Origin of the sequence: Acidovorax sp. 59, assembly GCF_002754175.1 — a bacterium.
GTDB classification, from domain to species: domain Bacteria; phylum Pseudomonadota; class Gammaproteobacteria; order Burkholderiales; family Burkholderiaceae_C; genus Acidovorax; species Acidovorax delafieldii.
This window is the reverse complement of record NZ_PEET01000001.1, coordinates 1765307-1786409: the sequence shown is the minus strand read 5'-3', so window position 1 is coordinate 1786409 and position 21103 is coordinate 1765307. Positions and strand designations below refer to the sequence as shown.

Genomic DNA, 21103 nt, shown 5'->3' with positions numbered 1-21103 from the left:
TGGCTCAAATGCTTATGGGATCAGCTTGACGCCGGTCTTGGCCTGCAGGGCCTCAAAAGTCACGCCGGGAGCCAGCTCCACCACCTTCAGGCCCTGGGGCGTCACGTCCATGACGGCCAGGTCGGTGATGATGCGATCCACCACACCCACGCCCGTGAGGGGCAGAGTGCACTGGGGCAGGATCTTCAGGTCTTCGGTGCCATCCTTCTTGCGCGCCACATGCTCCATGAGCACGATCACGCGCTTGACGCCAGCCACCAGGTCCATCGCGCCACCCATGCCCTTGACCATCTTGCCGGGGATCATCCAGTTGGCCAGGTCGCCCTTTTCGCTGACCTGCATGGCGCCCAAGATCGACAGGTTGATCTTGCCGCCACGGATCATGGCAAACGACTGGTCGCTGCCAAAGATGGACGAGCCCTTGATGGTGGTCACGGTCTGCTTGCCGGCGTTAATCAGGTCGGCATCCACTTCATCTTCGGTGGGAAACGGGCCGATGCCCAGCATGCCGTTTTCGGACTGCAGCCACACCTCTTTGTCGGCAGGCACAAAGTTGGCCACCAGCGTAGGGATGCCAATGCCCAGGTTCACATAAAAGCCGTCTTCGAGTTCATGGGCGGCACGGGCCGCCATTTGGTCTTGACTCCACGACATAGATACTTCTCCAGCTTGTTCTGTACGGTTGTGCGGCAGCGGCTCAGACGCCCGCTTTTTCGGTGATGGTGCGCTTTTCAATGCGCTTCTCGGGCGTGGCGTTGTGCACGATGCGGTGCACATAGATGCCAGGCAGATGGATCTGGTCGGGCGCAATGGCGCCGGTTTCCACCACCTCTTCCACCTCCACAATGGTGATCTTGCCGGCAGTGGCCGCAGCGGGGTTGAAGTTGCGCGCCGTGAGGCGGAACTGCAGATTGCCCGACTTGTCGGCACGCCAGGCCTTGACCAGCGACACATCGGGCACCAGCGAACGCTCCATCACATAGGTTTCGCCATCGAACTCGCGCAGTTCCTTGCCCTCGGCCACGATGGTGCCCACGCCGGTCTTGGTGAAAAAGGCCGGGATGCCCGCACCGCCCGCACGCAGCTTTTCGGCCAGGGTGCCCTGGGGGGTGAACTCCAGCTCCAGCTCGCCAGCGAGGTACTGGCGCTCGAACTCCTTGTTCTCGCCCACATACGACGAGATCATTTTCTTGATCTGCCGGGTCTCGAGCAGCTTGCCCAGGCCAAAGCCGTCCACGCCCGCATTGTTGGAGATCACGGTCAGGTTCTTCACGCCTGAATCGCGCAGCGCGTCGATCAAGGCTTCAGGAATGCCACACAGTCCAAAGCCGCCAACAGCCATGAGTTGGCCATCTGCAACCACGCCCTTCAGGGCCTCGGCTGCGGAGGGGAATAACTTGTTCACCACGATCTCCTTATGAATGGGATGCGCTACGATACTACGTACTTAAATAAGTAGTTTTCCGTAAAGATTAGCACTATGGACGTTGATTACCGACTGGCTTTCGACATGGCCCCTGTGGGGCTGGTGCTCTCGCGCAACCGCACCATGGTGGACTGCAACCGCCATGTCTGCGAAATGTTCGGCGCCTCGCGCGAAGTGCTGATCGGCCAGTCGTTCCAGATACTCTATCCCAGCGCCGACGAATATGAGCGGCTTGGGGCGCACATGGAGCCCATCCTGAACGCCAAGGGCCACTATGCGGACAACCGCATCATGAAGCGCGCCAATGGCGAAGTGTTCTGGTGCCACGTGTCTGGTCGCGCACTCAACCGCGATGCCCCGCATGAGTCCGGCATCTGGAGCTTCGAAGATCTGAGTTCGCAGCGCGCCGTGAAGGCGGAGCTGACGGGCCGTGAGCGCGAGGTAGCCGCCCGCCTGCTGGAAGGCCTGACCTCCAAGGAGATCGGTCGGGCACTGGAGATCAGCCACCGCACGGTAGAAATTTACCGCGCGCGCCTCATGCGCAAGTACAACGCCTCCACCGCCGCCGACCTGGTGCACAAGCTGCTGGCAGGTGGCTGAACCTGCCCTCGAAGGACAGCACTACCGCCCTTTATTGCCTACTTGGCCGGGCCGTCGATGACTTCAGCGGCGGTGCGAAACGCCTCTACCGCCGTCGGCAGGCCGCAGTAGACACTGGCGTGCAGCAGCACCTCCTGCAACTCCTCCGCAGTAGCGCCATTGTTCAGCGCGCCACGCACATGGCCCTTGAGTTCATGCTGCTTGCCCAGCGCGATCAACATGGAAACCGTGATGAGACTGCGGGTCTTGCGGTCCAGCCCTGGCCGCTGCCAGACATCGCCCCACGCGTTGCGCGTGATGTATTCCTGAATGGGCTGCGTGAAAGAGGTGGCGTTGCCCAGCGCACGGTCCACAAAATCGTCACCCATGACCTCGCGGCGGGTGGCCAGGCCTTTTTCGTAGTCTTTGGTCGGGGTTGGTGTCACGCGGGCTCTCCTTGAAGGGTTGGAAACATCAAGGCCCGATGGTAGCGAGCACACGCAGCGTCGCCGTCATGAAAACCACAGAAGAAAAAGCCCGGCGCGTGCAGTGCACGCACCGGGGTGGGTCAAAGCATGCTCGGCTCACCCCACGCCGTCCTTCGACGGCACGGAGCAGAGACCCTCATGGTCAGGCGCTGGCACCGCCTGCGGCCAGGTCAAACCGGTCCAGGTTCATCACCTTGGTCCAAGCCTTGACGAAGTCCTGCACAAACACTGCCTGCGCATCGCTGCTGGCATAGACCTCGGCCAGCGCACGCAACACCGAGTTGGAGCCAAACACCAGGTCGGCCACCGTGCCGGTCCATTTTCTGGCACCTGTGCTGCGGTCCACACCTTCCAGCACACCCGCTGCACCCGCCGACTTCTGCCATTGGGTGCGCATGTCGAGCAGGTTCACGAAGAAGTCATTGCTCAAGGTACCAACGCGCTGCGTGAAGACACCATGGGTGGCCTGCCCCACGTTGGCACCCAGCACGCGCAGTCCACCCACCAGCACCGTCATCTCGGGCGCCGTCAGCGTGAGCTGGTTGGCGCGGTCCACCAGCAGCTCGGCCACGGCGCCTTCCAGGCCAGGGCGCACGTAGTTGCGAAAGCCATCGGCCACAGGCTCCATCACCTCGAACGACGGCACATCGGTCTGCTCTTGCGAGGCATCCGTGCGGCCAGGCGTGAAGGGAACGGTCACGTCCTGCCCTGCCTGCTTTGCGGCAGCCTCCACGGCAGCGCCACCGGCCAGCACGATCAGGTCCGCCAGCGAGATCTTCTTGCCGCCCGTCTGCGCCGCATTGAAGTCGCGCTGGATGGCTTCGAGCTGGCCCAGGACCTTGGCCAGTTGCACAGGCTGGTTCACTTCCCAATCCTTCTGAGGAGCCAGACGGATGCGCGCGCCGTTGGCGCCGCCCCGCTTGTCGCCGCCCCGGAACGTGGAGGCAGAGGCCCAGGCCGTGGATACCAGGTCCGAAATCGACAAGCCCGATGCCAACGCCTTGGCCTTGAGCGCAGCGATGTCCTGCGCGTTCACCAGCGCATGGTCCACGGCAGGCACAGGGTCTTGCCACACCAGCACTTCGGCGGGCACCTCCGGCCCCAGATAGCGGGCACGCGGCCCCATGTCACGGTGCGTGAGCTTGAACCAGGCACGCGCAAATGCATCGGCAAACTGCTCGGGGTGTGCCAAAAAGCGGCGCGAGATCTTTTCGTAGACCGGGTCAAAGCGCAGCGACAGGTCGGTGGTGAGCATGGTGGGCACCAGCTTTTTCGACGGGTCGTGTGCGTGCGGGATCGTCGCTGCAGCCCCCTTGGCCGTCCATTGGTGGGCGCCTGCCGGGCTCTTGGTCAGCTCCCACTCGTAGCCGAACAGGTTTTCGAAGAAGTTGTTGCTCCACTGCGTGGGCGTGGTGGTCCAAGTGACTTCCAGGCCGCTGGTGATGGTGTCACCGCCTTTGCCAGAGCCATGGCCGCTCTTCCAGCCCAGGCCCTGGTCCTCGATGCCTGCACCTTCGGGCTCCTTGCCCACCAGCGCGGCATCGCCAGCACCGTGGGTCTTGCCAAAGGTGTGGCCGCCAGCAATCAATGCCACGGTCTCTTCGTCATCCATCGCCATGCGCGCAAAGGTGTCGCGGATGTCGCGCGCGGCGGCGATGGGGTCGGGGTTGCCGTTCGGGCCTTCGGGGTTCACATAGATCAGGCCCATCTGCACAGCAGCCAGCGGGTTGGCCAGGTCGCGCTCACCGCTGTAGCGCTTGTCGCTGCCCAGCCAGGTGGATTCAGCGCCCCAGTACACGTTTTCATCGGGTTCCCACACGTCAGGGCGGCCACCGGCAAAGCCAAAGGTCTTGAAGCCCATGGATTCGAGTGCCACATTGCCGGTCAGGATCATCAGGTCGGCCCACGAGATCTTGCGGCCATATTTCTGCTTGACGGGCCACAGCAGGCGGCGCGCCTTGTCCAGGTTGGCGTTGTCGGGCCAGCTGTTGAGGGGTGCAAAACGCTGCTGCCCTGCCCCTGCGCCACCCCGGCCATCGGCCAGGCGATAGGTGCCCGCGCTGTGCCACGCCATGCGCACAAACAGCGGCCCATAGTGGCCAAAGTCTGCAGGCCACCAATCCTGCGAGTCGGTCATCAGGGCCCGCAAATCGGCCTTCACGGCGGCCAGGTCCAGACTCTTGAACTCCTCGGCGTAGTTGAAGCCGTCACCCATCGGGTCGGTGAGCGGCGAGTTCTGGTTCAGGGGGCGGAGATTGAGCTGGTTGGGCCACCAGTCGGCATTGCGGGGGGCCGTGGGCGCGGCCTTGGTGTGGTCAAAGGGGCACTTGGCTTCTGTCGTCATGGGTCATCTCCTGTGAAAGCGCGTCGGCAAAACGTATCGACAGGACAGATGGTAGGAAGCAAACCATGACAGGTAAATTGAATCGATTGAATCTCATCAATAGCCAATTTCAATAAAACACCTTCACTCCATTGATTTCACTGCGCCCCATGGATTCATCAAACAGGAGGCCGCTTTAACGTAAGTGCGCCAGCGGCAGTCCAGGTGCCCCCATGTCAGCCCTCAGGATGCGCCCATGGGTAGAGTCGGTGACATACACCGTGGTACGCCCTGCCCCGCCAAACGCCAGGTTGGTGGTGGAGCTGCCCGGTGCGCCGCGCAGCACCTGCACGGGCTCGGCCCGGTGGTTGAGCACCCACACATAGCCCAGGCCCGGGTTGGCCACCAGCAGGTGGCCTTCAGCGTCAACAGCCAGGCCGTCGGGGCCGCTGGGGCCATACGAGGTGAAGAATTGGCTGACCTTGGCCACGCTGCCATCGGGCAGCAGCGGCACGCGCCACACACAGTTGCCGCGCGTCACGGCCAGATACAGCACGCGGCCGTCGGGCGACAAGGCCACGCCGTTGGGGCTGGGCACGTTGTGCAGCAGCAAGTCGAGCTGGCCATTGGGCCGCAGGCGGTACAGGCGACCACTCGGGTCGTGCAGGCCGCTTTGACCCTGGTCGGTGAAGTAGAGGTTGCCTTCGGCGTCAAAGATCAGGTCGTTCACGCCCTTGAAGCGCTCGCTGTTGCGGCGCTGAAGGTACGGTGTGACGGCACCCGTGGTCACGTCGAGCTGCATCAGGCCGTTCTTGTAATCGGTGATGAGCAGCATGCCGGGCTTCAAGAACTTGAGACCGTTGGGCTCGCCGTCGTACTCGGCCACCAGCGCCCAGTCGCCCTGCGGGTTGATGCGAAAGACCCGGCCCCAGGGGATGTCGCTGACGTATAGGTTGCCTGCGTCGTCGAACACCGGGCCCTCCAGAAACGAATCGGTGATGGTGCCGCCCCGGTTGGCGTCGGCCCAGTCGCTGCGCTCGCGGCGACGAAAGGGCTCGGGCATGGCGGTGAAGACATCGAGGTCTCGGACTTCAGGGGCTTGAAGCAAAAACATGGTGGGGTCTTTCCAATTCGTTCAGGCGGCGGGAACGGCATCGAAACCATACAGCCGTGCCGGGTTGTCGACCAGGATGCGGTCCATGGCCGCGTCGCTGCCAGCCCAGGCCTGCAGCAGATCCATCAAGTCGGCATCGTTCACAGTGCCAGCCGCCTCCGTGGTGTGTGGCCAGTCGCTGCCCCACACGAGGCGCTCGGGCGCGGCCTGCACCAGGGCCTGGCCCAGCGGCAGGGTGTCGGCGTAGCTGGGGCCATGCACGGTCGAGCGCATGTAGGCGCCCGAGAGCTTGACCCAGGTGTTGCCACCATCGAGCAGGCCGCGCACCACGCCGTAGGCCTCGGCGGCCGGGCCTTCGGCGGGATCGATGCGGCCCAGGTGGTCGATGACCACGGGCACAGGCAGGGTGTGCAACTGCGGCGCTAGGGCGATGAGCTGCTCCGGCTGCGCAAAGATCTGGATGTGCCAGCCCGCGCACGCCGGGTGCTCGGCCACCTTGCGCGCCAGCGTGGCCAGCATGGCGGGCGTGGTGGTGCCCCACGATTGGGGCGAGACGAAATTGACCCGCAGCCCGCGCACGCGACGTGCGGCCAGATGGGCCAGTTCGTCGGCACCCAAGCCGTCGCCCACCACGGCCACACCGCGTGCGGCGTCGCCCAACTGGTCCAGCGCATCCAGCGTGCAGGCGTTGTCGGTGCCGTAAGTCGATGGCGTGACCACCACCGTGCGCGTGGTGCCCAGGAGCGCCTGCAGTTGCCGGTACACCGCCACGGGCGCCACTGGCGGAGTGCGCGGCCAATGGGCTGACGGCGCAAAGCGCGGGTCAAAGATGTGCATGTGGCTGTCGCACGCACCGGGCGGCAGCTGGCGCTGCGGGCGGTTCAGGCCCACGGAATGCGGCGCGGGCGTGGTCAGCGCTGGCAAAGGCATGGGTCAGTCGAGTTTGATATTGCCCTTCTTCACGACCTCGCCCCACTTCGCGTCTTCCTTCTTCAGGAAGGCGGCAAAGTCTGCGGGCGTCGAACCGATGGGCTGGGCGCCCAGGTCGGCGAGGCGCTGCTTCACTTCGTCTTCTTTCAGCACCTCTTGCAGGGCCTGCTGCAGTTTGGTGGCCACCTCGGCTGGCACGCCCGCAGGCAGGAACACGCCGTTCCACTCATAGGCCTCATAGCCGGGGATGGCCGCCTCGGCCACCGTGGGCACATCGGGCAGGCGCTTGGAACGCTCAGGCGCCGACACGGCCAGCGCACGCAGCTTGCCGCCCGCCACATGCGGGTAAGTGGCGGCCACGGTGCCGAACATGAAGTCCACCTGGCCGGCCATCACGTCGGTGATGGCAGGGCCGCCGCTCTTGTAGGGCACATGCACCATGTCAAGGCCCAGCTTCTGGGCCATCAGCTCCGCCGCCAGGCGCTGCACCGTGCCGCTGCCGCCTGAGGCAAAGTTGATCTTGCCTGGCTGGGCCTTGGCCTTGGCAATCAGCTCGCCCACGTTTTTGTAGGGTGCATCGGCCTTCACGATGAGCACGTTGGGCGCCAGCAGCACCAGCGACAGCGGCTGCAGTGCGTTGGCGGCATACGGCATCTTGGGGAAAAGATGCGGGTTGATGGAGTACGGCGTGGCGTCGTACAGCATGGTGTAGCCGTCTGCCGGGGCCTTGGCCACAAAGCTGGCGCCAATGGTGCCGCTGGCACCGGCCTTGTTGTCCACGATCACGCTGCCGCCGAGCTTGGCGCCCAGGCGGGTGGCCACCACACGGGCCACGGCATCGGCCGCGCCACCGGGGGCGTAGGGCACGACGATGGTGATGGGCCGCTCGGGGAAGGCGGCGTGGGCCACACCTGCGGCCAGGGCGCAGGCGGCGATCAGGGGTTTGAGGAAGCGGAACATGGGGGTCTCCTTGGGTAGCATTAATCAACAAGAGAAGGAAGGCGGTAGCGGTGTTTCACGTCGCACGGTGCATGCGCGGGCAGCCGTGCTAGGGCCGCCCCGCAGCACCGGCTGCGTCCCCCTTCCCGCTTTGCTTCGCAAAGCGAGAGAAGGGGGAAGGCGCAACGCGCCTCAGGGGGTTGTCCGAGTCAATCTGCTTTGAGATCGAGCGCCTTGGCAATCTGGCTATACGTCGCAGCTTCGCGGGCCACACGGGTCGCAAAGGCATTGCCACACACCGATTCGGCATCCATCCCCAGGCCGCGCAGCTTTTCGGCGGCCGATTCGCTCTTGGCAAAGTCGGCGGCCGTGCGCTCCAGCGCCTGGGCGATGGGCTCGGGCAAGCCCACAGGGGCCAGCACGCCGTACCACACGTCGGCAGCGTAGTTACCACCACCCGCTTGGGCAAACGTGGGCACCTCGGGCACCAGGGCCGAGCGCTGGGGCGCGCCCACCGCCAGCGCGCGCAGCTTGCCGCTCTTGATCTGCGGCAGCACCGAGCCCAGGGTGGCGAAGGAGCTGTCGAGTTGCCCGCCCATCAGGTCCGTCACCACGGGCGCGGCGCCCTTGTAGGGCACGTGGTTGAGCTGCAGGCCCTGGGCACGGGCAAACATCTCGGTGGCGAAGTGGCCTGAGCTGCCCACCCCGGCCGTGCCTGCCGTCACGCGGCCGGGCTCGGCGCGGGCCTTGGCCTGGTAGTCGGCAAGCGTCTTCACCGGCAGGCCGGACGCAACCACCAGCACCGTGGGGCTGCCCGCCACCGTGCACAGGGGGCGAAAGGACTTCACCGCATCAAACTTGACGCGGCCCTGGTACAGCGCCGGAATCATGGTGTGGTTGGTGGCACCGAACAGCAGCGTGTATCCATCGGCCGGGGCGCTGGCCACGGCCTGGGCGGCAATGATGGTGCCCGCGCCGGGCTTGTTGTCGATGATGAAGGGCTGGCCCAGCGCCTTGCTGGCGTGGTCGGCAAACGCACGCGCCACCACGTCGGTGGGGCCACCGGCGGCAAAGCCCACCACCAGCTTCACGGGCTTGGTCGGATAGGCTGCTGCGCCCGTTTGCGCGCAGGCGGCGCCAGACGCTACTAAAACAATAGCTGCCAGCGCATGATTGACTAGCGCAAGAGGCCTATTTTTCTTGAAATTGCGTGCCATGGTCTGTTGTCTCCTGTGCGGCCGGGCACCCTGCCCGGCCATGTTCTTGGGGCAGGCCGGCGCTCAGGCGACGGCTACTGCATGCGGTGCACGTGCCAGCACGGCCAGCAGGTTCTGGGCGGCGCCCACGCCCATGTTCACGTAGGCATCGCTCGTCACACCACCGATGTGGGGGCTGAGGATGAAGTGCTTCTCGCCCTGGAAGGGGTGGCCCGCCGTCATCGGCTCCACCGCAAAGCTGTCGAGCCCCGCCGCCATCACCTGGCCCGAGCGCACGGCGGCCAGCAGCGCAGCCTCGTCGATCAGGCCACCACGTGCCGTGTTCACCACGATCACGCCGCGCTTGCATTGCGCCAGCGTGGCGGCGTTCAGCAGGTTGCGGTTTTCGTCGGTCAGCGGGCAGTGCAAAGACACGGCATCGGATTCGCGCCAGATCGTCTCCAGGTCCACCGCCTGCACATAGGCGGGCAGGTTCTTGGCAAACGGATCGAAGCCGATCACGCGCATGCCCAGGGCGTCGGCCATCTTGGCAAAACGCAGGCCGATGGCACCCAGGCCCACCAGGCCCACCGTGCGGCCACCCAGTTCCAGGCTCTTGTGCGTGGCCTTGTCCCAGTGGCCAGCGTGCATGCGCGCATCGAGTTGCACCACCGATTTGGCGCAGGCCATCAGCAGAGCCAGGGCCTGCTCGGCCACGGCGGCGGCGTTGGCGCCCACGGCGGCCACCACCTCAATGCCACGGGCCTTGGCGGCCACCTTGTCGATGGTGTCGGTACCGCTGCCGTGCTTGGAGATGACCTTGAGCGCGGGGGCCGCGTCCATCACCGAAGCGCCCACCTTGCCGTAGCGCACGATGATGGCCACGGGGTTGTGCGCACCGCACAGGGCCACCATGTCGTCTTCCGTCGGCGTCTTGCCTGCGTAGACGATCTCGTAGCCTGTGAGCAGGTCGAGGGCTTGTTGCGCCAGGTCGGCGCCGGTCACGATGATGACGGGTTGGGTAGCGTTGCTCACAGCGATTCCCCTTCCTTCAAAACGCCTGCGGCGCGCAGGGCGGCGGGCAGCCATTTCGATGCGGTGTCGCCACGGGCGATGGCTTCGATGCGGGCGGCTTCGTCGGCCACCTTCTTGTCGGCCAGGGCCAGCATGGCGGGGGCTTTTTCGCGCTCGATGACGACCACGCCATCGGCGTCGCCCACCACCAGGTCACCCGGGTTCACCACCGCGCCACCGGCGCTGATGGGGTGGTTGATGCGGCCGGGCACGTACTTGGTGGGCCCTGCTGGGTTGAAGCCCGCGCTGAACACGGGGAAGTCCAGCTCCAGAATTTCCAGCTTGTCGCGGATGGCGGCGTCCACGATCACACCCGCCAGGCCGCGCTTCTTGCAGGCGCTGAGCATCAGCGTGCCCATCAGCGCCGCCGTCTGGTCGCCCTTGCCATCAATCACCAGCACGTCACCCGGCTGGGCCAGGGCGATGGCGGCGTGGATCATGAGGTTGTCGCCGGGGCGCACTTCCACGGTGAAGGCAGGGCCTGCCACCTTCATGGACTGGTGCACGGGCGCCACGCGGCCATGCATGGTGCCGCGGCGGCCTGCCACGTCGGCCAGGATGGCGGCTTGGTAGGTAGCGGCCAGGGCAACAACGTCGCCGCTCACGCGGTCAATGGTGCGGATGATTTCAGGGAGTTGGCTCATGGGATGGTCCGGTTGAACGATGGAATGAAGAAAGGAAGTAAGAGAACTGCGGTGGTCAGTCGGCTTTGATGCCGCCTTCTTTGATGACCTTGGCCCACTTGGCAGAGTCGGCCTTCTGCAGGTCGCCCAGCTGCTGGGGCGTGCCGCCCACCAGCGTCACGCCCAGCTTGTCGGCCAGGGCAATGAGGGCGGGGTCTTTCAGCGTGGCGGCAATCTCGCGGTTCAGGCGCTGCACGACGGCGGCGGGCGTCTTGGCGGGCGCAAACACGGCCTGCCACTGCTCCACCACAAAGTCTTTGAGCCCCGCCTCGCCCATGGTGGGCACGGCAGGCAGGGCCTTGAGGCGCTGGGCAGACGTGACGGCCAGGGCGCGCAACTTGCCCGATTGCACATGCGGCAGCGCGGCGGCTGCGGGGGCAAACATGAACTGCACCTGCTCGGCCAAAGTGTCTTGCAGCGCGGGGGTGTCGCCCTTGTAGGGCACATGGATGAAGCGCGCGCCGGTTTGCTGCTGCAGTAGCTCGCCCTGCATTTGCAAAATGGTGCCGTTGCCGCCCGAGGCAAACGCCAGCTTGCCGGGCTGGGCCTTGGCGGCGGCCAGCAGGTCGGCCACCGTCTTGAACGGCTGGTTGGCGCCCACCACCAGGATGTGCGGAATGGTGCCCACGGTGATCACGGGCTCGAACGCCGTGATGTGGTCGTAGGGCAGCTTGGCCATCAGGTGTGGTGCAATAGCCTGCGGGCCGATGGAGGTGCCCAGCAGCGTGAGCCCGTCCGGCGCGGCCTTGGCCACGTAGGCCGCGCCAATGGTGCCCGTGGCCCCGGCCTTGTTGTCCACGATGACGTTGGTGGACAGGGCCGCGCCCAGCTTGAGGGCAATGTTGCGGCCCAGCACATCGGTGCTGCCACCGGCGGGGTAAGGCACCACCCAGGTGATGAGCTTGCCCGCAGGCCAATCGTTTTGCGCCCAGGCGGGCAGCCCCGTCCCCACACCAGCGCCCGCAAGGGCCAGGGTGGTCAACAGGTGGCGGCGCTGCGCGCCGTGCGTGGAAAGGGGAGATACCAAAGAGGTCATGGTGCAAGGCCCTCAGACAGGGGTGGGGGATGAAGAAGTCGAGACCGGCGGGAAGCCGTAAAGCGCGGCAGGGTTGGTGACCAGCACGCGGCGCAGGGCATCCGCACCGGCCTGATCGCACCAGCGCGCCAGGGTGTCGATTTGCAATGCGTCGTCCGGCACGGGGTGCAGGCCAGCGCTGGCGGTGGCGTGGGGCCAGTCGCTGCCCCACAGCACGCGCTCTGGTGCGGCACGCAGGTAGCTGACGGCCAGTGCATCGAGCGCCGGGTCGTCCACCGCATGGGTGGCACTGACGATGTAGCCGCCCGAGAGCTTGACCCAGGCCCTGCCCTCGCCCATCAGCTGCAGCAGCAGTGCGTGGGCTGGGTGCTTCCCGGCTTGCTCGGGTGCGATGCGCCCCAGGTGGTCAAACACCAAGGGCACGGACACACTGCGCAATACATCGCCCAAGCTAGCCAGCACATCGGGCGCCATCAGCAGCTGCAGGTGCCAGCCCCAGGGGGCAATGCGCCGGGCCAGCGGCAGGATGGCATCCACAGAACCGGTGACGCCCAGCGACAGGTTCAGCCGCACGCCGCGCACGCCCGCGTCGTGCAGGGCCTGCAGCTGGGCATCGCTCTCGCTGCCATCGATCACGGCCACGCCCCGGGCCTGCGTACCCAACGCGGCCAGGCCCTGCAGCATGCAGCGGTTGTCCGAACCGTAGGTGGATGGCGTGACCAGCACGGTGCGCTCGGTGCCCAGGCGCCGCTGCAGCGCGCGGTAGTCGCTGGCCAACGCATCGGGCGGCAACAGCCTGGCGCCGGGCGCAGCAGGAAAGCGCTGGTCGTACACATGCACGTGGCAGTCGCACGCCGCCGCAGGCAGTGCGGTACGGGGCGCCGTCGTTCCCAGCGAGAACGGTACGGGCGTGACAAGGCGATCGCGGGTCATGGCGACGGGCAGTCAGCGGGGGATGAACGTGGCGGCTCGATCAGTCCAGGCTGGCGCCAGAGTCCTTCACGATCTTGGACCAGCGGGGCACTTCGGTGCGCAGCAGTGCCGCAAACTGCTCGGACGTGCCCCCGAGGATGTCGCCGCCTTCGGAGCGCAGCTTGTCCGCCACGTCCGGTTGCTTGAGGGCCTGGTTGATGGCCTTGTTGAGCTGCGCCACGATGGCCGCCGGCGTACCGGCTGGGGCCAGCACACCGAACCAGGTCACGGCCTCAAAGCCCTTGAACCCGGACTCCGCCAGCGTGGGCACATCGGGCAGTTGCGCGGAGCGCTGGGCCGAGGTGATGGCAATGACCTTGAGCTTGCCATTGCGCACATGGCCCAGCAGCGTGGGTACGGACGACATGTACAGATCAATCTGCCCGCCCATCAGGTCCGTCATGGCCTGGGCCGCGCCCTTGTAGGGAATATGGCGCAGCTGAATGCCGGCAGCGTTCTCGGCCAGCTCCCCGGCCAGATGGGCCACGGTGCCGTTGCCCGAATAGCCCAGCGTCAGGGCATCAGGCTTGCCCTTGGAGGCAGCCACCACGTCGGCAAAGGTCTTGAAACGCGAGTTGACCGGCACCGCCATCACGATGGGCGAGGACGACACCAGCGCCACCGGCGCCAGGTCCTTGAGCGGGTCGTAGGGCAGCTTCTTGTACAGCGTGGGGTTAATGGCGAGGTTGCTGGTCTGCCCCATCACCAGCGTGTAGCCGTCCGGGTCGGCCTTGGCCACAGCATCCACCCCCAGGTTGCCACCGGCGCCGGGGCGGTTGTCCACGATCACGCTCCACTTGTTCTGGTCGGCCATCTTCTGCGCCACGGCGCGGGCGATCATGTCGGTGCCACCGCCGGGGGGGAACGGAACAATCAGGCGGATGGCCTTGGCGGGGTAAGCCGTCTGAGCCTGCACAGCGCCGTGGGGCACGGCCACGGCCGCAAGGCCCAGGAAAGCGGCGCACAGGCGCGCACTCAAGGAACGTGAAAGCGATGAAAAAGCGGTCATGGATTTGTCTCCGTTATGGTGGTTCGTCACGCCGGTCTGCATGGGCCTGTTCGGGCCTGGCGCCGTGGTGTGCGAATGTACGCACGCGTTTCAACCCATACAATGCAGTTGCACACAATGAAACGAATTGCGCCATGAGCAACCCACCCTCCTCGCCTGTGCGCCCTGCCTCGCGCAAGGCCACCACACCGGTCGCCACCACCCCGGTGGCCGATGAGAGCGCAGATGCGCAAGCCAACGCGACGGCCAAGGACAGCGGCGGCGTGATCGCTGTGACACGTGCACTGCAGGTGCTGGAGGCCTTTGCACTGGGCGAATCCAGCCTGTCTCTGGCAGAGCTGAGCCGCCGCTGCAGCCTTCACAAGACCACCGTGCTGCGCCTGGCCCGCACGCTGGCGCAATCCGGGTTCATGGTGCAGCGCGAAGATGGCGACTGGCGCCTGGGTCCGGCAGCAGGCTGGCTGGGTGCGCGCTACCAGGCAGGCTTTGACGTGCAGAACGTGCTGGAGCCCGCACTGCGTGAACTGACCCTTGCCACCGGCGAAAGCGCTGCGTTTTACGTGCGTGAAGGCAATGTGCGCACCTGCCTTGTGCGCGTGGAAGGCCCGCAGGCGCTGCGCCACCACGCCCGCATGGGCGAAGGTCTGCCACTGGACAAGGGCTCACCGGGCCGCGTGATCCTGGCGTTTTCAGGCGAGCCGGGCAAAGCCTATGAAGAGATCCGCAAGAAGGGCTACCACTGGTCCATTGGTGAACGGGAACAGGGCGTGGCCACCGTGTCGGCGCCGGTGTTTGGCATGCACTGGCGGCTCATGGGCTCGGTGTGCATCTCAGGCCCGGCCTCGCGTTTGCCCGCCGAAAAGCTCGAAGCGCTGGCACACACCGTGGTCGCTGCAGCGACACAGTTGTCCTACGCACTGGCAGGGAGTTCGGCCGCGCCGGCCCATGCCCCCGTGCGGGCGACGCAATGGCATCCCTGATACTTGCATCCGTTATCCACCCCACACAAAAACCGAGGAGACTGCCGTGAGCCGCTACCCCTTCCCTGACCTGAACACCCTGCCCGAGGACATCCGCGCGCGGATTCTTGAAGTGCAGGAGAAGGCGGGATTCATCCCCAACGTATTCCTCGCGTTTGCCCGCCGACCAGCGGAATGGCGTGCATTCTTTGCGTACCACGACGCGCTCATGCTCAAGGAAGAAGGCAGCCTGACCAAGGGCGAGCGCGAGATGATTGTCACCACCACCAGCGCGGCCAATCAGTGCCTGTATTGCGTGGTGGCGCATGGCGCGATCCTGCGCATCTACGAAAAGAAGCCGCTCATCGCCGACCAGGTGGCGGTGAACTACCGCAAGGCGGACATCAGCCCCCGGGAGCGGGCCATGCTCGACTTCGCCATGAAGGTGTGCCAGAACGCCCACGAGATCGACGACACGGATTTCGAGGCCCTGCACCCCCATGGTTTCGATGACGAGGACATCTGGGACATCGCCGCCATCACGGCATTCTTTGGCCTGTCCAACCGCATGGCCAGCTTTGCGGGCATGCAGCCCAACCCAGAGTTCTATCTGATGGGCCGTGTGCCCAAGGCCAAGCCTGCGGCCTGATCCAAACCATGCGCTCCGCACGAACGATCTGGCTTTGGGTGCTGGCCGCCCCTGCGGTACAGGCCGCAGGGTTTGGGCCACCGGAGGGCACGCTGCCCCTTCACCCTTTGACTGTGACCGTGCCCGCTGGCGCGCTGTCGCCGTTGCGGTCCGCCTCGCTCTTCCGCGAAGAGTCCAGCACGGGGGCGGCGCCCACTTACTACCTCGGTGCGGGTGTTGCAGGCTCGCGCCTGCAAATCCCTGACTCGCCGGGCGCTACGGCGTGGCAGGTCGTACCCACCGCCGATTGCGTACGCCTGGAGCCCGTGCCCCCCGCACTGCTGCACACCCCATCCGTGCAGGCAGTGCTGGTGCAACAGAATCCGCTGCCCATGGAGTGCGCTGCGGCCTTCGAGGGGAGCTGTACCAGCCGTGACGACAAACTGCGCATCACCACGACCTTCGAGGGCCGGCGCCGCGCGGCGCGCGTGGGTGGCGGCTTTTTCGGCACCGAAGGCACCATAGACACCACCTTCTACACGGGCGTGCGCACCCTCAGCATCGAACACCTGCCCAGCCGTCTTGTGCTGCGCCTGCAAGAACGCCTGAACAACAGCAACGGCTACAGCGCACCGCAGACAGCCATCCGGTATTTGCCAGAGCTGCAGCGCCTTTTGCTGCTGGGCGCCTCAGAGGCACAGGGCATGCCTCTGGCGCAATGTGTTGCCCTGCCCCCACGATAAAGGTCGTCCCACTGCGACTCAACGGACCGATACCCGCGCGATGCTCCTCAGGACCTCAGGACCTCAGGACCTCAGTCCGGCAAGTCTGCATCGGTCTCGCGCACCCAGGGCTGCTGCGCCCGCCACTGGTCCAGCCAGCCCGGTACCTGCTGCGCGGGCATGGGCCGCGCAATGCCATAGCCCTGGCCCAGCACACAGCCCATGGCCAGCAGCGTGCGGCCGTGGTCCACGGTCTCCACACCTTCGGCAATCACCTTGCGGTTGAACGCTTTGGACAGGCCCACCACACCCTGCACAATGGCCAGGTCGTCGCGGTCTTCGAGCATGTCGCGCACAAAGCTCTGGTCGATCTTGAGCAGCTCTGCAGGCAGCTTTTTCAGGTAGGTCAGCGACGAATAACCGGTCCCAAAATCGTCCAGAGCAAACCGCACGCCCAGTTCGGCGCATGCGTGCATCAGGCCAGACACCTGGGCCATGTCCTGCAACGCGCTGGTCTCCACAATCTCCAGCTCCAGCGCCGACGAAGGCACCGAGGGATGCACGGCCAGTGCCAGGCGCAGCTTGTGCACAAAGTCCTCTTGCTGGAGCTGCTTGGAGAACACGTTGACGCTGACCGGCATGCGCAGCCCCACCGCCAGCCACTGCGCCATTTGCGACAGGGCCATGTCCAGCACCCGCTCGCCAATCGCAATCGCCATGTCGTGGTCTTCAATCACCGGCAGGAACTGGCTCGGGGCCAGCAGGCCCCGCTGCGGATGCAACCAGCGGACCAGCGCCTCCATCCCCACCACCTCACCCGTCTGCATGTTGACCTGGGGCTGGTAGTACAGCACCAGCTCCCGCTGCGCGATGGCGGTGGCAATCTGCTCCAGGCTTTCGCGCTTGATCCGGATGGCTGCATCGCTGGCCACATCAAACAGGTGGAACCGATTCTTGCCCGCCTGCTTGGCCAGGTACATGGCCTGGTCGGCATGGCGGATGAGCTGCTCCGAACTGGAACCATCCTGCGGGTAGATGGTGACGCCAATGCTGGCAGACACCTGCAGGGATTGCCCGCTTACCAGCAACGGCTCGGCCGCTACCTGCAACAGCCGCAACAGCAGGGGCTCGCAGTCCTGCTCGGCTGTCAGGTCGGTCATGACGGCCACAAACTCGTCCCCACCAATGCGCGCCAGCGTGTCGCCATCGCGCAGCGCAGACCGCAGACGCTTGGCAATCGCCACCAGAAACTCGTCGCCCGCCGCATGGCCATACCGGTCGTTGATGTCCTTGAAGCCATCCAGATCCAGAAACGCCACCGCCAGCGACTTGTTGCGACGCACACAGTGCGCCATGGCCTGCTGAAGCCGGTCGGCGAGCAGAACGCGGTTGGGCAGGTGCGTCAGCATGTCAAAGTGCGCCACCTCGGCCAGCTGCTCGTTGATGCGGCGCATCTGCGCATTGGCAGCCTCCAGCTCGGCCTGGCTGCGCAGGCGCTCCGTGATGTCGCGAACGATCATGCTGCTGTATTGGCGCCCTTCACTGTCCCCATAGATGCTGGAGCTGATCTCGGCGGTGAAGTGGCTGCCATCGCCCCGGACCATGGTCAGCAGGCCGGCCGCCTGCCCCCTCTGCTGGCGCTGTACCAGCAGCTCCTGCAACCGGGGGTCGGCAGGGTCGGCCAGCCCCGTGCGCCCCCGGGCGATGATTTGTGCCTCGCTCAGGTCAAACAGTCGGCAAGCCGCCTGGTTCACGGCCAGCACGGTGCCGTCGGGTGAGGTCAGCAACACGGCGTCCATGCTGTTGTCAAACAGCGCCTGGAACTTGAGTTCGCGGTCCTGCAGCTGCGACGTCAGCTTGCGCCGCATGGTGATATCGACAAAGGTGACCACGATCTTGTCGAGCGCTCCCACCGGCGTGAACCAGGGGTCGGCACGGCACAGCACCCAGCAGATGTCGGCGTCTTTGGAGCGAACAATGCCCACCACGATGCCGTTGACTGGTTCGCGGGTGGCAACCACGCGCGAGGCGGGGTAGTCAGACACCGGCATGGTCTGGCCTTCCTCGTTCAGGAAGGACCAGGCCGGGTCAATCAGCTGCTTGCCGGTCATCTGCTCAAAGCTCAGCCCCAGGAGGTTGCTGGCCTCGGCGTTGCACCGCACCACCGCACCCGTCGCATCGTGGATCACCAGGCCCGTCATCAGGTTGTCGATGAGCGACCGCTGCTCGGTTTCACTGTCGCGCAGCACTTGTTCCACCACCAGCCTTTGCTGCGCACTTTCGCTCTCGCGGCGCGCCAGGCGCAGCGACACAAACTTGATGAACGTCAGCAGCAGGGCCGTCAGCGCCAGTGGAGTGTCGATGCTGCGGGCCCATACCTGCCAGAACCGGCGCTCGGACTGGCCCACAAACACCGTCACCGGAAGCTTGTCGAGCCGGTGAAACAGGTTCACGAAGTTCTGGCCGTTGAGCAGCGCGTTGGGCCCTTCCACCCGCCCTTGCACCGGAAACTGTTGTTGCGTGAGATACCGGATCAACGCCCCGGCACGGCGCGTGCCGTATACCTCGTCCTTGGTGACTGCGGCGGGCACCGGAAACCGGGTCATCAGATAGCCATCGTCACGCAGCACGCCCACGGTGAGCTGCTGCACCAGCGGCGCGTCTTTCCAGAGCGACTCCAGAAAATCCACAGGGAATACATCGGTCAACACGGCCTGCGCCTGGCCATTTTGATCCCGCAGCACATAGCGCAGGGTGAAAACCCAGTCCTTGTCCAGCGCATCGCGCTGCGGCCGCCCCAGGTAGATATCGCGCAGGTCCCGGGCATCGCGCGCAAAGTCCTGAAAGCTGGGTTGAGCAGCCAGACTGGGGAGGCCCTGCAGGCTGGGCGTGTGCGACGAGGCCAGCAATTGGCCGTTCATGTCGCTCACGTAGGTCTGGCTGACTTCGGGGCGGTATTTGAGGTAATCCACCAACAACTGCTGCACCTGGGCCAGGTTGTCGATCCCCCCGGGTGAGATCGCAATGGTCTCAGCCAGGCTGAGCATGCCCGCGCGCTTGGAAAGAAAGAAGGTGTCCAGCGTCCGCGTGAGCAGCACCAGGTTGGACTGCATGTGCTCCTCTTCACGGTCCCTGACCTGCCCCCATTCGTCAAAGGCGTACAGGCCAAACATGAAGAGAACCGACGCGATGACCAGATTGGTCACCTTGTTGATGCTGCTGGCAGCCGCGCTTGCTGGGATGGTTGAATTCATTCAGAAAGCACTAAGCAGCACGTCGGTGCGGTTGGAAATCCCCTCCCCGGCTCTATTCGTTTTCTTCTATCGTTGCCGAAGTCATCCTAACAGGTAACAAAAAGAACCGGAGGTTGAATGAGAAGGCGCGGTATGGGGTCGGCGGTATGGGCACAGTGCTCCGCGCCTCGGCGCCGGTGGGGCCGTATTCACGGGCTACCGCAGGGCCACCAGCAGATGGAAGAAGTGGCACGGGTGCTGGGTGCGGGCAGAGGCTTGCCTTCCACCGTGCCGTCAAACCACTGGTGCAAATCGCCCAAATACTATCTTTTTAATAGCAATCAAGGCATGTATCACATGCGCTACCGGCCGAATAGCCCAAAAAATGAGCCACCAGCCCCCGCCACAGGGCTCAAGTGACGGGACGGACGGTCAGCTGGCCGTCACCAGCGTCCGCATCCAGTCGGGCAGCGGCGCCGCCTTCTGCTGCGGAAAGTCCACCCAGATCGTCGTAGCTCCGCCCGCTGCGCATATCACGCCCGGCTGGTCCACGCGCTCCATCGTGCCCCAGGTCTCGAACGTGGTGCGGCCCGGGTCGCTCACGTAGAGCTTGAGCAACACGTCGGCCGGGTATTCGAGCTGCTTGTAGAAATTGCAGAACGCATTGACGATGACGGGCCCCTGTCCGCGCGGGTCGGGGTTGCAGCCCACCGACACCATCCACTCAATGCGCGCGGTTTCCAGGTACCGGAAGTACACGGTGTTGTTGACATGGCCCATCGCATCCATGTCGCCCCAGCGCACCGGGAACCGCATCTCAAAGACCAGCTTCTTGACCTCAGGGATTTCGATCTTCATACCCGCTCGTGCCCCAGGGATCAGACCGCGAAGCCGTCGTCGGCTGCGATCACCGCGCCATTCACAAAATGGCTCTGGTCGCTGGCCAGCATCACCAGCAGCGCATCCAGGTCCTGCGGCTGGCCCACGCGCTTGCGCGGCAGCATGTCCATGAGCTTTTTGCCCTGCTCGGTCTGCCAGTGGTGGTGGTTGATTTCCGTGTCGATGTAGCCGGGGCAAATGGCGTTCACGTTGATGCCGAACCGGCCCCACTCCAGTGCCATCGCCCGGGTCATCTGCACCACGGCGGCCTTGCTCATGCAATAGGCGCCGATCTGCGGCAGCACCTTGAGGCCCGCCATCGACGCGATATTGATGATGCGACCGCCGGTGAAGCTGCCCGGCGCTGCACCGCGGGAGCGGGCCAGCATGCGCTTGCCCACCTCTTGCGCCACAAAGAAGGCGCCCTTCACGTTGGTATCGAAGATGAAGTCATAGTCCTCGGGCGTCACGTCCTGGATGCGCTGGGTGGTGCTCACGCCCGAGTTGTTCACCAGGATGTCGATGGAGCCCATTTCGGTCTCGGCATGGGCCACGGCGGACTTGATGGAGTCGTGGTCGGTCACGTCCAGCTCGATCACATGGGCGTCACCGCCCTCGCCTTCGATGCGCGCGCGCAGCTCCTTGAGTTTTTCCACCCGGCGGCTGGCCAGCACGACGCCTGCGCCAGCGCTGGCCAGGGTGCGGGCAAACTGCGCGCCCAGGCCGCTGGAGGCGCCCGTGATGAAGGCCACGCGGCCGGACAAGTCGATGCTGTATGCCATTTAGAGTCTCCCTACTGATCAAAATAGAACGGTCGTTCGATTGTCTATATTCCGTGAATACAATCAGTCGCCAGACAGACAGGGCGCGGTCGGCGCTCTGTAGAAAATAATCCATTATCAAACGCCCGACG

20 protein-coding genes are annotated in these 21103 nt (G+C 65.1%); 4 read left to right on the top strand and 16 right to left on the bottom strand.

What is annotated here, in order from left to right:
• Nucleotides 1–12 precede the first annotated feature (12 nt).
• Nucleotides 13–654: a CoA transferase subunit B gene (locus CLU87_RS08030; protein ID WP_056746107.1), complete on the bottom strand. Its 642-nt coding sequence runs from the start codon at nucleotides 652–654 to the stop codon at nucleotides 13–15.
• Nucleotides 655–697: 43 nt separating this feature from the next.
• Nucleotides 698–1405 (bottom strand): CoA transferase subunit A, encoded by a 708-nt coding sequence (locus CLU87_RS08025; protein WP_056067750.1) that lies wholly within the window; start codon nucleotides 1403–1405, stop codon nucleotides 698–700.
• Nucleotides 1406–1480: 75 nt separating this feature from the next.
• Here CLU87_RS08025 and CLU87_RS08020 point away from each other — a divergent pair, with 75 nt between their 5' ends.
• Nucleotides 1481–2026, top strand: a complete 546-nt coding sequence (locus CLU87_RS08020) for a PAS and helix-turn-helix domain-containing protein (protein WP_056067748.1) — start codon at nucleotides 1481–1483, stop codon at nucleotides 2024–2026.
• A gap of 38 nt (nucleotides 2027–2064) precedes the next feature.
• On the opposite strand, the gene pcaC is transcribed toward CLU87_RS08020, so the two are convergent.
• The 11 genes from pcaC to CLU87_RS07965 all read right to left on the bottom strand — a co-directional run bounded on the left by pcaC (nucleotide 2065) and on the right by CLU87_RS07965 (nucleotide 13769).
• Complete coding sequence (gene pcaC / locus CLU87_RS08015; RefSeq protein WP_082522567.1) at nucleotides 2065–2451, bottom strand: 4-carboxymuconolactone decarboxylase; 387 nt, start codon at nucleotides 2449–2451, stop codon at nucleotides 2065–2067.
• A 184-nt stretch (nucleotides 2452–2635) separates the two neighbouring features.
• Complete coding sequence (gene katG / locus CLU87_RS08010) at nucleotides 2636–4837, bottom strand: catalase/peroxidase HPI (RefSeq protein ID WP_099730096.1); 2202 nt, start codon at nucleotides 4835–4837, stop codon at nucleotides 2636–2638.
• A gap of 175 nt (nucleotides 4838–5012) precedes the next feature.
• Nucleotides 5013–5930, bottom strand: coding sequence for an SMP-30/gluconolactonase/LRE family protein (locus CLU87_RS08005; RefSeq protein WP_099730095.1), 918 nt, complete (start codon nucleotides 5928–5930; stop codon nucleotides 5013–5015).
• Between the two features lie 21 nt (nucleotides 5931–5951).
• On the bottom strand, nucleotides 5952–6860 hold the full coding sequence (locus CLU87_RS08000; protein ID WP_099730094.1) for an amidohydrolase: 909 nt from the start codon (nucleotides 6858–6860) through the stop codon (nucleotides 5952–5954).
• A gap of 3 nt (nucleotides 6861–6863) precedes the next feature.
• Nucleotides 6864–7820, bottom strand: coding sequence for a tripartite tricarboxylate transporter substrate binding protein (locus CLU87_RS07995; RefSeq protein ID WP_099730093.1), 957 nt, complete (start codon nucleotides 7818–7820; stop codon nucleotides 6864–6866).
• Nucleotides 7821–8008: 188 nt separating this feature from the next.
• Nucleotides 8009–9016, bottom strand: coding sequence for a tripartite tricarboxylate transporter substrate binding protein (locus CLU87_RS07990; RefSeq protein WP_099730092.1), 1008 nt, complete (start codon nucleotides 9014–9016; stop codon nucleotides 8009–8011).
• A gap of 63 nt (nucleotides 9017–9079) precedes the next feature.
• Nucleotides 9080–10030 (bottom strand): NAD(P)-dependent oxidoreductase, encoded by a 951-nt coding sequence (locus CLU87_RS07985; RefSeq protein ID WP_199170809.1) that lies wholly within the window; start codon nucleotides 10028–10030, stop codon nucleotides 9080–9082.
• Entirely contained in the window at nucleotides 10027–10713 is a 687-nt protein-coding gene (locus CLU87_RS07980) for a methyltransferase (protein ID WP_099730091.1), read from the bottom strand. Before CLU87_RS07980 ends, CLU87_RS07985 begins: the two co-directional genes overlap by 4 nt.
• Nucleotides 10714–10768: 55 nt before the next feature.
• On the bottom strand, nucleotides 10769–11788 hold the full coding sequence (locus CLU87_RS07975) for a tripartite tricarboxylate transporter substrate binding protein (RefSeq protein WP_099730090.1): 1020 nt from the start codon (nucleotides 11786–11788) through the stop codon (nucleotides 10769–10771).
• Between the two features lie 12 nt (nucleotides 11789–11800).
• Nucleotides 11801–12721: an amidohydrolase gene (locus CLU87_RS07970; RefSeq protein ID WP_099730089.1), complete on the bottom strand. Its 921-nt coding sequence runs from the start codon at nucleotides 12719–12721 to the stop codon at nucleotides 11801–11803.
• 40 nt (nucleotides 12722–12761) lie between these two features.
• Nucleotides 12762–13769, bottom strand: a complete 1008-nt coding sequence (locus CLU87_RS07965) for a tripartite tricarboxylate transporter substrate binding protein (RefSeq protein WP_099730088.1) — start codon at nucleotides 13767–13769, stop codon at nucleotides 12762–12764.
• 134 nt (nucleotides 13770–13903) lie between these two features.
• On the opposite strand from CLU87_RS07965, the gene CLU87_RS07960 reads away from it, so the two are divergent.
• The 3 genes from CLU87_RS07960 to CLU87_RS07950 are packed head-to-tail and all read left to right on the top strand — an operon-like array spanning nucleotide 13904 to nucleotide 16099.
• Nucleotides 13904–14749: an IclR family transcriptional regulator gene (locus CLU87_RS07960; protein ID WP_099730087.1), complete on the top strand. Its 846-nt coding sequence runs from the start codon at nucleotides 13904–13906 to the stop codon at nucleotides 14747–14749.
• A 46-nt stretch (nucleotides 14750–14795) separates the two neighbouring features.
• Nucleotides 14796–15377, top strand: a complete 582-nt coding sequence (locus tag CLU87_RS07955; protein WP_015014330.1) for a peroxidase-related enzyme — start codon at nucleotides 14796–14798, stop codon at nucleotides 15375–15377.
• Nucleotides 15378–15385: 8 nt separating this feature from the next.
• Entirely contained in the window at nucleotides 15386–16099 is a 714-nt protein-coding gene (locus tag CLU87_RS07950) for a hypothetical protein (protein ID WP_099730086.1), read from the top strand.
• A 71-nt stretch (nucleotides 16100–16170) separates the two neighbouring features.
• Here the strand turns inward: CLU87_RS07950 and CLU87_RS07945 are convergent, their stop codons facing one another.
• The 3 genes from CLU87_RS07945 to CLU87_RS07935 all read right to left on the bottom strand — a co-directional run bounded on the left by CLU87_RS07945 (nucleotide 16171) and on the right by CLU87_RS07935 (nucleotide 20972).
• On the bottom strand, nucleotides 16171–19332 hold the full coding sequence (locus CLU87_RS07945; RefSeq protein WP_099730085.1) for an EAL domain-containing protein: 3162 nt from the start codon (nucleotides 19330–19332) through the stop codon (nucleotides 16171–16173).
• 411 nt (nucleotides 19333–19743) lie between these two features.
• Nucleotides 19744–20169: a thioesterase family protein gene (locus tag CLU87_RS07940; protein WP_056067722.1), complete on the bottom strand. Its 426-nt coding sequence runs from the start codon at nucleotides 20167–20169 to the stop codon at nucleotides 19744–19746.
• A 20-nt stretch (nucleotides 20170–20189) separates the two neighbouring features.
• Entirely contained in the window at nucleotides 20190–20972 is a 783-nt protein-coding gene (locus CLU87_RS07935; protein ID WP_099730084.1) for an SDR family oxidoreductase, read from the bottom strand.
• Nucleotides 20973–21103 lie beyond the last annotated feature (131 nt).